The organism is Bartonella sp. AD13SXNS, from assembly GCF_042196465.1.
Lineage (GTDB): Bacteria > Pseudomonadota > Alphaproteobacteria > Rhizobiales > Rhizobiaceae > Bartonella.
Map to the genome: position 1 here is coordinate 133,584 of NZ_JBHIQI010000003.1, position 16,743 is coordinate 150,326.

Annotated in this window: 13 protein-coding genes and 1 pseudogene; 6 read left to right on the plus strand and 8 right to left on the minus strand. The window is 34.7% G+C overall.

From position 1 onward, the window contains the following. Positions 1-396: 396 nt before the first annotated feature. Positions 397-1,209 (minus strand): annotated as a pseudogene (locus ACFIMQ_RS03815) (class I SAM-dependent methyltransferase). A 385-nt stretch (positions 1,210-1,594) separates the two neighbouring features. Between ACFIMQ_RS03815 and ACFIMQ_RS03820 the strand changes: the two are divergent. From ACFIMQ_RS03820 to parE, 4 genes are all read left to right on the plus strand, one after another. Continuing rightward, positions 1,595-2,221, plus strand: coding sequence for a LemA family protein (locus ACFIMQ_RS03820; protein WP_375616198.1), 627 nt, complete (start codon positions 1,595-1,597; stop codon positions 2,219-2,221). Then, positions 2,221-3,072, plus strand: coding sequence for a TPM domain-containing protein (locus ACFIMQ_RS03825; RefSeq protein ID WP_375703434.1), 852 nt, complete (start codon positions 2,221-2,223; stop codon positions 3,070-3,072). Before ACFIMQ_RS03820 ends, ACFIMQ_RS03825 begins: the two co-directional genes overlap by 1 nt. A gap of 147 nt (positions 3,073-3,219) precedes the next feature. Beyond that, positions 3,220-3,957 (plus strand): lipoyl(octanoyl) transferase LipB, encoded by a 738-nt coding sequence (gene lipB, locus ACFIMQ_RS03830; RefSeq protein ID WP_375616196.1) that lies wholly within the window; start codon positions 3,220-3,222, stop codon positions 3,955-3,957. Between the two features lie 82 nt (positions 3,958-4,039). Then, on the plus strand, positions 4,040-6,106 hold the full coding sequence (parE, locus tag ACFIMQ_RS03835) for a DNA topoisomerase IV subunit B (protein WP_375616195.1): 2,067 nt from the start codon (positions 4,040-4,042) through the stop codon (positions 6,104-6,106). A gap of 17 nt (positions 6,107-6,123) precedes the next feature. On the opposite strand, the gene recJ is transcribed toward parE, so the two are convergent. Next, on the minus strand, positions 6,124-7,908 hold the full coding sequence (recJ, locus tag ACFIMQ_RS03840; RefSeq protein ID WP_375616295.1) for a single-stranded-DNA-specific exonuclease RecJ: 1,785 nt from the start codon (positions 7,906-7,908) through the stop codon (positions 6,124-6,126). Positions 7,909-8,205: 297 nt separating this feature from the next. Between recJ and rplM the strand changes: the two genes are divergently transcribed. Both rplM and rpsI read left to right on the plus strand, forming a co-directional pair. Beyond that, the gene (rplM, locus tag ACFIMQ_RS03845) at positions 8,206-8,670 is read left to right on the plus strand and encodes a 50S ribosomal protein L13 (RefSeq protein ID WP_375616194.1); all 465 of its coding nucleotides are present in this window, start codon (positions 8,206-8,208) and stop codon (positions 8,668-8,670) included. Positions 8,671-8,672: 2 nt separating this feature from the next. Next, positions 8,673-9,158 (plus strand): 30S ribosomal protein S9, encoded by a 486-nt coding sequence (gene rpsI, locus ACFIMQ_RS03850; RefSeq protein WP_375616193.1) that lies wholly within the window; start codon positions 8,673-8,675, stop codon positions 9,156-9,158. 310 nt (positions 9,159-9,468) lie between these two features. Here the strand turns inward: rpsI and ACFIMQ_RS03855 are convergent, their stop codons facing one another. From ACFIMQ_RS03855 to ACFIMQ_RS03880, 6 genes are all read right to left on the minus strand, one after another. Then, the gene (locus ACFIMQ_RS03855; protein WP_273724078.1) at positions 9,469-9,834 is read right to left on the minus strand and encodes a response regulator; all 366 of its coding nucleotides are present in this window, start codon (positions 9,832-9,834) and stop codon (positions 9,469-9,471) included. A 544-nt stretch (positions 9,835-10,378) separates the two neighbouring features. Next, on the minus strand, positions 10,379-10,735 hold the full coding sequence (locus ACFIMQ_RS03860) for a hypothetical protein (RefSeq protein ID WP_375703453.1): 357 nt from the start codon (positions 10,733-10,735) through the stop codon (positions 10,379-10,381). Between the two features lie 1,974 nt (positions 10,736-12,709). Then, on the minus strand, positions 12,710-12,841 hold the full coding sequence (locus tag ACFIMQ_RS03865) for a hypothetical protein (protein WP_375703435.1): 132 nt from the start codon (positions 12,839-12,841) through the stop codon (positions 12,710-12,712). A gap of 938 nt (positions 12,842-13,779) precedes the next feature. Beyond that, the gene (locus tag ACFIMQ_RS03870) at positions 13,780-14,568 is read right to left on the minus strand and encodes an ABC-2 family transporter protein (RefSeq protein ID WP_375616192.1); all 789 of its coding nucleotides are present in this window, start codon (positions 14,566-14,568) and stop codon (positions 13,780-13,782) included. Next, the gene (locus ACFIMQ_RS03875) at positions 14,552-15,376 is read right to left on the minus strand and encodes an ABC-2 family transporter protein (RefSeq protein ID WP_375703436.1); all 825 of its coding nucleotides are present in this window, start codon (positions 15,374-15,376) and stop codon (positions 14,552-14,554) included. The genes ACFIMQ_RS03870 and ACFIMQ_RS03875 overlap by 17 nt, the downstream gene beginning before the upstream one ends. After that, the gene (locus ACFIMQ_RS03880; RefSeq protein WP_375703437.1) at positions 15,351-16,370 is read right to left on the minus strand and encodes an ATP-binding cassette domain-containing protein; all 1,020 of its coding nucleotides are present in this window, start codon (positions 16,368-16,370) and stop codon (positions 15,351-15,353) included. The genes ACFIMQ_RS03875 and ACFIMQ_RS03880 overlap by 26 nt, the downstream gene beginning before the upstream one ends. Positions 16,371-16,743: the final 373 nt, after the last annotated feature.

Sequence of the window (16,743 nt, forward strand, 5' to 3'; positions counted from 1 at the left end):
TACTCCCAAATTCTGATTGAGATACTTTTTTAGTTTTTTATCAAAATCTATTTTAATAAAACGCTCATTTAACAGTAAAAAATAATTATAAAATAAAGAATTACCGAATATTTTTATTTACGCCAGCTCTTCCCATTTTATAAAAATCTGTTGTTAAACTACAGGAAAGAAAAGCACTTTGATGCTATAATCAGTTCATAAAATTTTCTATTAAGAACTCCTACATATCTCAAGTGGATAATGAAGATTATATGTAACGAGGCATCAATTTAAATGTTGAGGAAGAAAAAGCTGTTCGTCCCCCCTCAAAAAACGCACCTTAATAATGTATAAATTTCCTGAACATCACCTGCTCTGATGTGCTATAAGGTCTTAAAAGGGATCATCGATATCAGATTATCCTGCATACATATAGAGCTCACTTCGATACAAAATCTCCAAACTTCCCTGCACTTCATATTGTTTTATCAATGCAACCAATTGCCGCAAATATTCTTTTCCATAGCTCGCAATAGCGCGTTGCGCTTGCGTTGAAGAGCGGCTCATTCCAATAAAAGATTTAGACGGGATCATCATCGTCCAATTATGCGTATGGAAAGAAATTTTTTCTGCTTTTACCCCAAAGCCATCACTCATTTCCTGTAAAAAATCAAAATTACGATAATAACGGGAATAATTTGGACTCATCTTCTCTAACAATGTCTCATAAGCTTCTAGAAATTCACTATGTTTGAAATCACGATTATTTTAGACAACTGCCATGACACCATTGGCTCGAAGTTGATCTGAAATAGCGCAAAGCAACTTAGGGCGATCCATCCATTGAAATGCCTGCGCTGCAACGATAAGATCTACCTTGCCTATTTGAGGCAATAGATCTTCAGCTCGGCCCTGATACCACCGCACGTTCGGAAATTTTCTTCGTCCCTGCTTAATCATATCTGCCGATACATCAATAGCATGATATTGGTGCTCGTTGCCTAAAAATTTAACAATCCCCTCTAATGCGATCCTGTCCCAGCGCCTACATCCACGATGGACAAATTCTTTTTGTTCTTAAAAGGAAAGAGCATAGTCTTAAATAAAGTAAGGGGATAGCGAGGACGATAACGATCATAATCATTAGCCAATCCATCAAACTTTTCACTTTGCCGCTGAACAATTTCTATCATAGGACTTTCACCCTCCTTCACAATTACTACCATACATAATTAAAAAGCCCTTTTTGTCCAATGTATTAAACATAACTTCTAAAGGAGGAAAATAAGAACTGCCCTTACCTTCTATCTTTCCATAAGATTGATACTTACATTTTTCTCTTTTCCAATTGTTATCTGCACGTTGTGAAACCCAAAACTCCTACGAAAATAATATAATTTTCCGTAATAATAATTGATATAAATATTATTGATCTTTTATAAGATAATATCTATATTACCATTATTATTTTGATATCAACAAGCCACTTAAGCGTATCTAAAACGCATAGAGATATCAATTTATTGATAAATACACCTGTTTATAAAGTTCAAAATACTTTCCACCAAGAAAATAAACCCTATATAATACATAAAATATCTGTGGAGACATCTTTATGTTAAATGTACAAACTTCTTCAATGTTTAAAATATTAAAACAATTGCCAATCGTGATTTTTTTGGCATGGTTAGTGCCATTTTTAAGTGGGTGCGGATTTAATACGATACCAACAAATGAAGAAAAAGCACATGCAGCATGGAGTGAAGTACTCAATCAATATCAACGTCGTACAGATCTCATCCCCAATCTTGTAGAAACAGTTAAAGCTTACGCAGCTCATGAACAAAGCGTTTTCACCAATGTAATTGAAGCACGTGCTAAAGCAACGCAAGTCAACATTAATGCAGATATGTTGAATAATCCAGAAGTTATGCAGCAATATCTCAAAAATCAAGCAAATTTATCAAGTGCACTTTCGCGGCTTATGGCTGTTGTTGAAAACTATCCGGATCTTAAAGCAAACCAGAACTTTCTTGCTCTTCAATCACAATTAGAAGGAACAGAAAACCGTATTTCCGTTGCACGCCGCGATTATATTGAAACAGTACGTGCCTACAATACTGCACTCAAAACAATGCCGACGATGATTTGGGCAAAATTATGGTTTCGTGATGCTAAACCTATGCCAACTTTTACCATCGATACTGATAGCCAACAAACACCAAAGGTTAATTTTAATTAATGAAATCATTTCGATACTCTTTGCAACGTATTGTATTTTCACAATTATGGGTTTTTATCTGCTCTCTGTATTTAGTTGCTGCATTGGGAAGTATCGCTTGTTCGCAAATAAAATTTCCTCATTTAACAGGTTATGTTAATGATGTGGCTCATTTGCTCGATAATGCAACCAAGGAAGGCTTGACAAAAAAACTGGCAGCAATCGAAGAGAAAACGGGAGATCAAATTGTTCTTGTGACACTCCCTACTCTTTCGGGCAATGATATAGAAACATACAGCAATTCTCTTTTTCGTACATGGGGATTAGGCCAAAAGAAGATCAATAATGGTGTATTACTGGTCATTGCACCGAATGAACGCACAGCACGTATCGAAGTTGGATATGGTTTGGAAGGAGAGCTAACAGATGCTCTTTCCTCTGTCATTATTAATAGCTTCATGATTCCTAATTTTCGCGAAGGAAATTATCAAAAAGGAATTGCTGAAGCAGTTGATGCAATTATCAAAGTTATTACAGAAAGTGATTCTGATTTTACTTTTCGCATCAAAGAAAAAGCTAAAATCGTTGAAGAACAACGTAAACAAGCTGAAAAAGAAGAAATGATTATAAATACAATCATGTTTCTCATACTCTTTATAGTCGTTGGTTTGCCCATTCTTGCAATGATTTTTGGTAAAAAAGTGGGTCCACAAAAGTATCTCTGGCTGGGGATCATCTTCACACCTTGGTTTCTTAACTTAAGTGCCGGTGGCAGATATCCTGGTGGAAGGTTCGGAGGTCCTCGAGGTGGAGGGGGATTTAGGGGTGGTGGTGGATCATCAGGTGGTGGCGGTGCAACAGGAAGATGGTAAAAGGAACGTGGATTTTTAAGCGTAGCAAATCTTCTTAAGATAAAATTTTATGAACGTATTCTCTTTTATTCAACAATTCTATACCTTACTCTGTAATCACTTTTATTGATTACAATACAAACTCAAACATCAAGATAAATATTACCCATGACATGTGAATTGAAACATACAGATCGTAATCACTTATCACATCATTTTAATGCAATTCTAGAAAATCCACCCGTTGAATGGAAAATAAGCGATCATCTAGTTGAGTATCCTGAAGCTTTACGTTACATGCAAGAACGTGTAGAAAAAATTCTTGCAAAAACTGCGCATGAACAAGTTTGGCTTCTCGAACACCCTTCCCTTTATACAGCGGGGACGAGTGCCAATAAAAAAGATCTTTTGGCGCCTAATTTATTCCCTGTTTATGAAGCAGGACGTGGAGGTGAATTTACATATCACGGTCCAGGACAGCGTATTGCTTATATCATGCTTGATCTTAAACGCCGGAAACAAGACATTCGTGCTTTCATTAGTGCATTAGAAGAATGGATCATACAGATGCTTGCCAACTTTAATATTAAAGGCGAACGCAGAGAAGATCGCGTTGGTGTCTGGGTTAAACAGTCTCATTGCCCATCAACACAAAATGATCTTTCTTCCGAAGATAAAATTGCAGCTATTGGCATTCGAGTGCGCAAATGGATAAGTTTTCATGGAGTTTCTATCAATGTTAATCCTAATTTAGCCCATTATTCAGGAATTGTTCCTTGTGGAATTACAAACCACGGTGTAACAAGCTTTCTTGATCTAGGTTGCCCTGTAGCAATGCATGATATTGATATTGCTCTCAAACACGCTTTTGAAAAAATTTTTGGTCCAACAATTGATGTTTCCTAAGTGCATTGATTTTTAAATAAAAAACAGGCATAAAATTTATTTTAATGAATATTTTATTTGATGAGGTGGATAGTTAAACGCTATGAGCGATAACAAAAAGGATCTTTTTAGTGTTTTAAATAAAGCCCAATCTCGGGTAAATACAAAAGAAAACACTCTGCAGTCTCCAATGAAATCAAACGCGATGATTTCAAGAAAAAGTGCAAAAGATACGCAAGAAGATGACTATAATGCCCTCTCTATTCGAGTTCTTGAGGGTTTAGAGCCGGTACGTTTACGCCCTGGAATGTATATTGGTGGAACAGACAGTAAAGCGCTTCATCATTTATTTGCCGAAATTATTGATAACGCGATGGATGAAGCTGTTGCGGGTTATGCAGATTCTATTGAGGTCTCATTAGATAGGAACGGTTATATAACCGTTACAGATAATGGACGGGGTATTCCTGTCGAAAATCATCCTCAAATGCCTGAGAAATCGACTCTTGAAGTTATTATGACACAACTCCACTCAGGGGGAAAATTTGATGGAAAGGCTTATCAAACTGCTGGTGGACTTCATGGAGTAGGAATTTCTGTCGTCAATGCTCTTTCTGATGATATGGAAGTTGAAGTTGCACGAGAACGAAAACTTTACCGCCAACGTTTCTCACGTGGTATTCCTCAATCTGGATTGGAAGATCTGGGAGATGTTTATAATCGTCGTGGTACGCGCGTTCGTTTTCATCCTGATCATGAAATTTTTGGTGAAAAAGCAGCTTTTGATCCAGAAAAAATCTATAAGATGACATGCTCCAAAGCCTATCTTTTTGGTGGCGTAAAAATTCGCTGGTCTTGTGATCCCGTCATACTTGAAGGCGCAAAAAATATTCCTGAAAAAGCTGTTTTTCATTTTCCCAATGGGCTTAAAGACTATTTACTTTCGTCACTAAAAGATGAATATCGAGTAACGTCAGAAATTTTTTCTGGCAAAACACAACAAAATAACGGCCATGGCTCCGTTGAATGGGCGATCGCTTGGCATGGTGGTGATTCTTGTGTGCAATCTTACTGCAATACGATTCCTACAGGAGAAGGCGGAACACACGAAATAGGATTACGCCAAGCTCTTTTGCGTGGATTGAAATCCTACGCTGAGTTAATAGGAAACAAGCGCGCAGCGATTATTACGTCTGACGATATTATGATTTCAACAGCCGCAATACTTTCAGTCTTTATCAGTAACCCTGAATTTGTTGGACAAACAAAAGATCGATTAGCAACCATTGAAGCACAGCGTATCGTTGAGAATGCAATCCGCGATCCTTTTGATCATTGGTTAGCAAATTCCCCGCAAGAAGCAACAAAACTTCTCGATTGGGTTATTGAACGTGCTGAAGAACGTGTTAGACGACGCCAAGATAGAGAAATAAGTCGAAAAACTGCTGTCCGTAAATTACGTCTGCCTGGTAAACTTGCAGATTGTAGCCAGAACCATGCTGTGGGTGCTGAACTATTCATTGTTGAAGGGGATTCAGCAGGAGGATCTGCTAAACAAGCAAGAAATAGAGCAAACCAAGCAATTTTACCTCTTCGTGGCAAAATCTTAAATGTCGCCAGTGCTGCACATGAAAAAATGAACTCAAGCCAAACAATTAGTGATCTTATCCTTGCTCTTGGATGTGGAACACGCTCCAAGTATCGTGAAAAAGATCTCAGATATGAACGTATTATCATCATGACAGATGCTGATGTTGATGGTGCTCATATTGCGTCACTGCTCATTACCTTCTTCTTTCAAGAAATGCCCGACCTTATTCGTCAGGGACATTTATATCTCGCCGTCCCTCCCCTTTATAGAATATCACAAGGAGGAAAAGTTGCTTATGCTCGTGACGACCTTCATAAGGATGAATTGCTCAAAACTGAATTTACTGGAAAAGCTAAAATCGAAATTGGGCGTTTTAAAGGGCTAGGTGAAATGCGCGCAGAACAACTTAAAGAAACGACTATGCATCCTCAAAAACGTACATTGCTTCGTGTTTCTATTGATGCCGTGGAACTGCAAGAAACGAAAAAGACTGTAGAAAATCTCATGGGAACAAAACCAGAAGCACGATTTCGTTTCATACAAGAAAATTCTACTTTTGCTTCTAATCTAGACATCTAATGTAAAAAATATCCCTTTCAAACCACTGCGGCTGCGTCAATCACGCGCAGTTGCGGATTGATCGTTCCATTCCAATAATTCAAACTAAGATGACCTGCTAAATGAATCATTTCACCAATATTTTCAGAAAGAAAATCACCAAGCGATGTCCCTACAGCATGAAAAGCTATTCCTTGCAGTTTTTTTCCCTCAATATTAGAGACAATGAGGCGAAGATGTCCTTTACCAACTTCAGATAAGTTTATCAATCGATGAGAGGGAAGAACAAAAACAGGTGTTGCATTCCCTGTCCCAAATGGACCTGCTTTTTCAAGCAATTCAAACAGCGTTTTATTGGCACCAGAAGCAGAAAGAGAACCATCTATCTTAAGAGACTTTTTTGCACGCAACTGTGAAACCATTAAAGAAACTTTTTCTTCTAGCCATTTTCGAAAGGTTTCAATTTTTGTTGATTGAATTGTAATTCCTGCTGCCATACTATGCCCCCCTCCTTTTTCTAATAAATTGAGTGTAACAGCTTCACGAACGATTGCTCCTAAATCTATACCATTAATTGAGCGTCCTGACCCTACGCCATTTCCATCTTCTTTCAAAGCAATAGCAAAAACAGGACAAAAAAAACGCTCTTTGAGGCGGGAAGCAAGAATACCAATAATCCCCGGATGCCATTCTTTATGAGAAATGACAAGTGACAATGGTGTTTCTTGACCTTGATAAAGAGAAGCAATATAGGATTCCGCTTGTGCTAATTGAATATTCTCCATTTCTTGTCGTTCTTGATTAAGCCGATCTAATTGTTCTGCTATTCTGTCCGCTTCATCTTTATTCTCACAGCTAAGCAAACGTGCTCCCAAAGCTTGATCACCAATGCGCCCTCCTGCATTAATTCTAGGACCTAATAAAAAGCCTAAATGAAAACTATTAAGCGGCTCCCCTATCCGTGCAACCTTTGTTAAAGCAGCTATTCCTAGATTATGCATAGAACGAGCAACTTGAATCCCTTTTACTACAAACGCGCGGTTAACACCCTTTAATGGAACAACATCACAGATGGTTGCCAATGCAACAAGATCAAGCATACCCAAAAGATCAGGCAGCTGCCCTTCAAATTGTTTTTTCCGCAGTAAATGATGAACCCAAGCCAACGTAACAAAGACAACGCCCGCTGCACATAAATGCCCCTGTTGAGAAAAATCATCAGGGCGATTAGGATTGACAAGAGCAACCGCTTCTTGATGAATCTCTGACATTTGATGATGATCTAAAATCACAACATCAGAACCTGAAAGTCTCGCCGCTTTTACTGCATCTGGACTATTCGCACCACAATCAACGGTGATAATTAAACGGGCACCTTCTTGCGCTAACATCCTCATTGCTTGTTCATTCGGACCATAGCCTTCAACAATACGATCAGGAATATAAATTTTTACTTCAATACCAAAATAACGAAAAAAACGTGCTATGAGTGCTGATGAGCAAGCACCATCAACGTCATAATCACCAAAAACTGCAACCTTCTCTTGATTTAAAAGAGCCTTAACAATGCGCTCTGCTGCGCACTGCATATCTCTAAAACTTTCTGGATCAGGCATAAGCGTGCGCAATGTTGGATTAATAAAAGCAACAGCGTCATCTTCATCTACATCTCTTGCCGAAAGTACTCGAGCTAACTGATCTGGAAAACCAAACTTTTGAGAAATAGCGCGCGCATTATTTATCCCTTGAACATCAAGGGCATCTACCCAAGCTTGACCACAAGCAGAAAATTCAACATTGAGAAAATAACGAGACCACTGCATCATTATTTATTTTTATAATGAAGATCAATAAAATACAATCATGCGTTAAAGATAAAATAGTCTTTTGCAGCATTCATTTTAAATTTAAATTGTCTATAAACTTCTTACAAGGTAGTATTATAATACCTCATTCATAAGATGCTGTTTTTATAAGTTTTTATTTTCTCTTGACGTAACTCAAAAGACATTATATCAGAGCAAGGAGTATGCGTTAAATATTTCGCTATAGTAACAATTTTCAACGCACAACAATGAAATTTCCCTTATGTTAAAGGGTTTTAATTAAAGGATACTTCTATGGCAACTTTTTCACAAAAGCCAACTGAAGTGGTGAAAAAATGGGTTATTATTGACGCAGAAAACCTTGTTTTAGGTCGTCTTGCCACATTTGTTGCGAACCGCTTACGTGGCAAACATAAAGCCACATTTACACCACATGTTGATGATGGTGACAACGTTATTGTCATCAATGCAGATAAAATCGCTCTCACCGGCAAAAAATATACCGATAAAAAATATTATTGGCATACCGGCTATATTGGTGGAATCAAAGAACGTACAGCCCGTCAGCTTCTTGAGGGGCGCTTTCCTGAGCGTGTTATTGAAAAAGCAGTAGAGCGCATGATTCCTCGTGGGCCCCTTGGTCGTCGTCAATTGAGGAATCTACGTGTTTATGCTGGAAATCAACATCCACACGAAGCACAACAGCCCGAATCTCTTGACGTTGGTGCTTTAAACCGCAAAAATAAAAGGATTGCTTGATTATGGCTGAAATTAATTCTCTTTCTGAGCTTAGCATAGCAACAAGTGTTGCAGAAACACATGAAAATGTTGTTCCTGTTCACGTGCAAAAGCTTGATTCACAAGGACGTGCCTATGCAACAGGAAAGCGTAAAGACGCTGTTGCTCGCGTATGGATTAAACCAGGTTCTGGAAAAATTACCATTAACAATAAGGAATTTGACAAATATTTTGCTCGTCCTGTACTTAGAATGATCCTTCGTCAACCAATTGTTGCAACAAACAGAGATACCCAATTTGATATTATTGCAACTGTTGCAGGTGGTGGACTTTCTGGACAAGCCGGTGCAGTACGCCATGGCATTTCCAAGGCTTTAACCTATTACGAACCAGAGCTTCGCTCAATCTTGAAAAAAGGTGGGTTTCTTACCCGTGATAGCCGTGTTGTTGAACGTAAAAAGTACGGTAAAGCGAAAGCGCGTCGTTCTTTCCAATTTTCAAAGCGTTAATTTCAATTTTTGTTCAATGCATAAAGCCTCAGATGGAAACGGGGCTTTTTTGCCTTTTAAAATAGATTTTTAAATGAATACAGAGACAAATTGTACCTGTTAGGAGAAAACAAGGATGCAAAATAATTGCTCCTCTTTAGACAAGTACTAAAAAATAGACCAACAAAATTCAAAACCTCAGTTTCAATTTTTAAAATTTATTTTGGTAACTTGGACATATTCACGTGCTAAGGCACAAAAAAATTGCAATATAATTTCAACTATCTGATAAACTGTTCAATATCTTTTTCCACCATCACTTAACAAAGCTTTAATCCAAGAAGTGCTTTACCATTGTGATAAAATGAGGGACAGAAATAGGTTTTGACATATATTCTTCACATCCACTTGCACGAATTCGTTCTTCATCTCCCTTCATAGCAAAGGCTGTTACAGCAACAACGGGGATTGATCGAAGTTCTTCATCTTCTTTTAATTGTTTAATAACATCTATGCCTGATACCTCTGGCAACTGGATATCCACAAGGATAAGAGATGGCATTGATGAGCGTGCCAAATCTAATGCCATAAGACCATTACGCGTTTCAACGGTTTCATAGCCACTCGCTTCTACAAGATCACGGAATAGCTTCATATTAAGCTCATTATCTTCCACGATCATGACTTTTTTTGACATTCGTATAACTCCACCCTTCTTAGACAAAATTAAGAAATAGAAATGAATCCACATTCTCCTTGTTTAAGATAAAATGATAAAAAAAATTGTAAACTACAAAGAGACTAAAAGATTCCAATAAAAGTATTTTTTTGCAAACATTTGTAATCTCATCACTATACTTTTTCAGTTGATAAGAATGAAATCCATAATAACCATAAGATTATGTTACCATGTATTTTTTGAGTAGATATGCAAAGTTTATGAATATCTCAATTAAAGCATATGCATTTTCATCATAGAAAAAATATCAAATACAAACTTAGCTCAAATGCGTATTTTGAAGAGAAAAAAATTAATTAACTTTAAAAAGCAGCTGATTATTTAAATTAAAGCCCCCTAGACTGCCATCCCCCCCAACAATATCTTAATGATATAAAAGGATGAGCTTATTAACATCATTAAGAGTAAAAAATAAATAAACCGTGATTGAATATCACGGTTTATTTAATATACAATATTCAATAACAGAACAATTCAAAATTTATTAAGGAAATATCTTTTACTACAAAGCCCATGCACTATAAGCAAAAGCAGTGAATGCTCTTTCACCTACGCTTGAGCTAGGATCCGGTGGCTTTCTAGTAAAGAAATATACAAGATATGCGATGAAACCAAAAATCGCTGTCTCAAACCCTATCAAACCAGCCACCTTTTGGACATCTTTTTTTCTGCTTTGTCCTCCAAATTGGCTAATAACCATATCAACAGCTCTAATAACTCTATTTTCCTGTGACATTATAGAAATAAAACCAGCATTTTGAAATCTACCATTTAAAGAATCGGCATTAGCTCCTAAAACCTGCGAAAAGAAAATAGCCACTGCAACAACACATAATATACACTGCTTAAATATTTTCATCATAATCACCTATTATAATATTCAATAAAATAAATTTTCTTTACTGTACCCTCTAAAAAAACATCCCATCATCTATCAATAATGTGTCTTTATTTTCTAAGAAGAAAAATATAATACAAAATAAATTTTAATTATAATTTTATATTATATTTATTTATAATATATCGTTACATATTTATTTAATATTGTCAATTATTTGATTTGTGTTTTTAAATTATATAATTTATGAGTAAAAATATATTAAGATATGATTATGTCACTGTTTTTATGACGTTTTTATCTTTAAGATTATAAATATTATTAAAATTATAACACAAGAAATATTACTACGTTGTTCTTTAGTTACACATAATGTTTTTATATAATAGCATAATATAAATTTTTTATACTTTATAGAAAATCCAAAAACATTTCATTAAAGTATTCTAAAAAATAGTTTTGCATTCTTATAAGGAAAAATAGCTAACCAAGTAAAAAATTAGCGTAAGAACAAGCTTAGGTCTTTGAGTGAAAAAGCTAAACGAGATAAGAGATAATCTTGATGAAAACGCCAACTTTAATTCATAAAGCCATTAAACATTCCAACGATTTTACGACAATTCGTTTCTACAGAATCGCGGAATGACTTCAGTTTAAGCTCATTACCTTCCCCGATCATGACTTTTTGATATTAATAATGCTCCACGCTTTCAAGATACAATAGAGAAATAGATAATGAATACAAACTCTCTCTAACCAAGGTTAAAAAGATAAACCATAAAGAAACAAAATAACACCTCATAAAAGCATTTTTTGAAAATATTTGTAATGCTCAGCGTTATGTTTTTCAGTTTATCAAAATGAACTCCACAATAATCGTAAAATTATATTATTCTATATTTTTATATTATCATATATTTTTGAGTGGATATGTAAAATTCATAAATATCTAATGGATCCCAATAAACTCACAAGTATTTTCATCATAGAAAAGCTATCAATCACAAAAAATTAACTCAAATACGCATTTTGAAGAGAAAAAACTTATGCAACTTTGACATGCATAGATTTTTTTATCTATAAACAACCGGTAGTTTATATGCCCAATCAAAAATTTATTCTTGTGATCTTATATTGTCTCAAACGCTTTTGTTATACATCAATACGGGCGATGCAATAACAAATCAAAATAGAACTTACTTATATAATTTTAAACAAAACTTTAGAATGAACCACACATGGTGTTAATGCATTATTAAATGCAAAAATAATCACAAAACTGGAAAATAAAAAACTCATTATAAATGCTAATAACTTAACAGCATTTATTTTTTGCTTTATATAATTTTAAAAAAAATTTGGTAAGAAGATATGAGTGATAAGCGAAAAAGTTCTCAATCTTTTCAAGATCGATATCAAAAATCACATTATTTTCATCACTGATAATCAAAAATATATGATTGTTATCAGTTATTTTACAACATCAAATTAAAGCATTATTTTTGTTTATTGAAAAAGCAGCTGTCTGGATTTCTCTTTATTTTTTAGCCAAATTTAAAAACATAATTTTATTAATAACATATCTCATAATCTCTATAGAAAGATACTTAAATAAATAATACTATAAAAAATAAAATGACTATTATTGATGATTTTTTAGAATATCAGTTTTAATATGCGCTTTAGAAGCATAATTTAGAAGCATAATATAGTTTAAATAAATTTATTAATAATATTAATAGTATTTAAATTATACATAACACTTAAAATTTATGAATTAAAATATATAGAATATATAAATAATATACCATTAAAAGATATTCTAATAATATTCTTAGATACATTTTTCATTAACATATCTACAAAATTATTATGATTTTAGAGATATATTGCAGATATTCTATAAATTTAGTACCAGCATTGATAATGCGTAATGCACGGCTCCTATAAGTCCCGCCCAACAGAGCGCCATTCATACTCACACCTGTTTGGCATCTAGTGCTCCCCCCTTGTAGCAGTTCCTATGATTAACAGTGCAGCTGCCCCCCACCTGTTTACAACCGCCCCCCCAGCTACTCCTGCAATTCCTCCAAGAACAGCACCTCTAACCGTCTCGATAGGTGCCACTATCACTGCTCCCCCTTATCCTGCTGATTTTATTTCATCCCAATACCTAAAAGACTAGATGAATTACCTGAATGATGTGATGAGCTTAAACTCTTCATTTTTTGCCTATAAAAAACGTAGCGTAGCGATACAATTAAATTTGACTATCATGACGTTGAGACGATTATTAAACATATTTAAAAATAATATAAATAAAAATACTATATAATTTATAAATACATTATGTTTATATTGTATATTTTTAATTAAACAATAATAGTATTTATAATAATAACAGAATATGACATACCAATACTATTTACTTTAAATAAAATTATAACATAAAATAAGAAATTCACAATAAAAATAAGTATCATTCTCTTTGTTTACAAGCACAACAAAGAAACATATTTATTATGTTATTGTTGTTTTGATAAGAGCTATCATGTTGTTTAGCGCAGCTCATAGCTTTCTATCGGGCAACTTAAAAGCTTTATTCTGTCAATTTTCTTATTGTTTAAGCCAAATCTCATCCACGTAATAATATATTGAATGCACCAACAAAATCCGCACGAATAACCACATTCTACACATATAAAAATTATCCATCTTTGACAATTTTTTAGCACTATAAACGCAACAAAAATAAATTTTGCTCAGATGAGAAAGCAGTACTAATATTGTACACCATCTTACCATTGGCTTGTGTCATCAAGCGGCCATCTAAACTCAAACTAAAACTGATCTAAAACCAAGAAATTTAATTCTCTGATTTTTATTGTAAATTCTTTGCTCATAGCTATAGAAATACAACCGATTTTATGCATGAATATGTCTAATAAAAAATCCTCATGTGTAAATTTTACATGCCCTATACCGCCAGCATAAATAACGATATTTTACAGTACGATAGAATTTTCACTCAATTTTTTATTTTTATAATCATGATGACTTTCATCTCATCCCCCTAATCCATTAAATTTACGCATTGTTTTCTTATAACTTATGAAAGTCATGACCATGGAAAGAAAAGCGCTCAACAGAAGATATCCAATATTCCATTCGCCTTTACCAAGCAACAATGACACAGGCAAGGAAGCAGAAAAAGCCATGGGAAGCATAAACAAAAGCCATTTTACAATGCTTGAGGGATAAATTCCTATTGGTACAAATGAAAGCTCGTAAATCATTTCATGAAAATATTCGACAGGCATCTTACGGCTAATAATAAATGTTATAAAATTGAACATCATGAAAAAACAAATATTGACGATAAAAACGCAAAATATTGCAACAACAAAAGAGACCCATCTGAGCTTAAGATCATACATATCTGGTAATGATACTAATAAATAGGCACTAACATAAAGAACAAAGAGCTTTATCAGATTAAGAGGTTTACACCAACCAAACAACATCAACAACCAGATTGAAACAGGCTTTATCAAGTATGGTTCAATTTTACCATCCGCTACTTTTTCAAAAAACGTTTCAATAGAATTAGTAAAAATATTCAAAAATATCCCAAGTAAAACAAAGACAACAAAGATAAAATGGATTTCATCTCTGCTATAGTTACCGATCTTTCCTGAAAAAGAAGATATTCTATCAATAAATATGAATTGAATAAAATAATAGCATAGAGAAAGAATAAACTCCCCAGCCAAATTCTTACCATAAACAATCTGTCGGCAGATATTCAGGCTGATAAAATGAAGGATTATTTTCATCTCAACCGCCCGCTCCATAATACATCTTCATTCCTTTATTCCAAGCAATATGAATTAAGCATAAAAAACACAAAATATAAGTAAAACTTCCGAAAATAAACTGCTGAAACAACGCTAAATTTTGCGTCGCGAAAAACTCAGCAGGAGCGGATATCATGAAACGATAAGGATTAAATTGCATAAGCGGAATAAGCCACACCGGCCAAAAAGATGGTGGTAAAAGAACACCCCCAAGAAGCGCTGAACTGAGAATACTGAAAGAGAGTAATATATTGTACTCAATCACCCAAAAACTTAATAAGGCAATCCCGAAAGAGAGTAAAAAACAAAGCAATTGTGATAGAATAACCATGAGAAAAAAGAACAGAAAAGAGATGACCAATCCCAGAATATTTTCATAGGATAAAACAAGCTTAACAATAAAAAGAGCCAATAATGGGATGCTATATAATACACTCTCCCCTAAAAAAGTAAAAAGCATTTGTGTCATATAACTAAAGGGCTTTGTAAGATATACTTCTAATTGGCCTTCTTTAACATGATGAGAGAAAAACTTAATCACATTATAACCATTATTTAAGCGACCTAGGACTAAAGCAAAAGCATAATAATACATCATATCATAAAAGCTAAAGCCATTTATGGTGTTGCCCGTATCAGAGAAAAGTGCATTCCATAATAGAAGTTGAATAACAAATGGCGAAAGTGTCCCAATGATAATATCGGTAAAAAACATTGCTCTATCACTTAGAACAGTGAGTAATCCATTCTTGGCAAAAAGAAACATACCAAAGCAGTGGTTAGATAAATTCTTTAAATTTAACACGGAGCATCTCTTCAAGCGAGGGAGTGGATACAGAGAACGTACAGTTCAATTTGGTTGTAATTTCGCGTACAAAATGCGCAAAATCCTCACGGGGCAGCGAAACCTCCAGCGAGCATTCTTCAGCGTTAAAGTGCTTATCTTTTAAAGGAGTAGATAATTTCAACGCAATCTCATCAATTTTTTCTACAACAGCTGAAGGTACAGCCATGTGTTCACAAAAAAACGTTATTCTCACCAAAGAAGGAATGACATTTTTAAGCGCGTGAAGATTACCATGAAACTGTTTCTTTCCTTTATGCAAGAGAATAATATCATCAACGTATCCATCAATATCTCCCATATCATGACTTGTGATGATATATCCAGTGCCACGCTCCTTTTTCAGTTTTTTAAGAAGCTCCCTGATTTCATGCTTAGATGTAATATCAAGACCAATACTTGGCTCATCGAGAAACAACAGTTTAGGTCTAAAGGAGAGATTAAATGCCAATTCACTTTTCACTCTCTCACCCAGACTAAGCATCCGCACTGGCTTATCCATAATATGCTCAAGACCCAGTAACTCAGCGATCTCTTTAAGATCACGGGTAAAAGAGGCGCGTTCAAGACCATATAATGGTTGAACCATATCCAGACTGTAGCGTAAGGGTAAATCCCACCATAAACAACTCTTATGACCAAAGACCACACCCAACTGTCTAAACAGATCTTTCTTGGTTTTATACGGATTAAATCCCAAGACTTTAACACTTCCCTTATCAACGAATTGTATACCAGCAAGTATTTTAATCAGTGTCGATTTACCCGCTCCGTTAGGGCCAAGAATTGCTAACGATTGCCCTGAAAAGAGGGTGAAACTCATATCTTTTAACACATGATGATTTGTATAATCCGGCTTGAAGAGAGAAAACACCTTGTTTTTAAAACCAATTCCTCTGTCAATGTTGCGATATATTTTTGAGACGTTATTAACGTCAATCAATAATGATCCCATCAGTCACTCCTAATTTCAACTTACCCCCCCTTTGCATGTTCCCATAATAAATATCTGTTTTTGTTCACTAGAAAAAACAAAAGTGTTCAAGCCCTCCTTAGAGCAATAAAATGCACCTGACGTTTTATCTTCAATTTTTTGTCTAGATATTTTTTCAATGTGATGAGTTCACTTCGATGAAGCATTAAGATACTAAAAACTTATTTCTTCTTTTATGAAAGATAGTCTTTTGGATAAACTAAGTAAGTAGAAAAATAATTGGTCATTGAAAGGAGAGCTTTGCTAAGAAGGCTTCATTGTGTAAGCAAAGATACAAAGCATAAATCTATACTATAAGCATATCAAACCACATTGATAACAAAACAAAACTCCT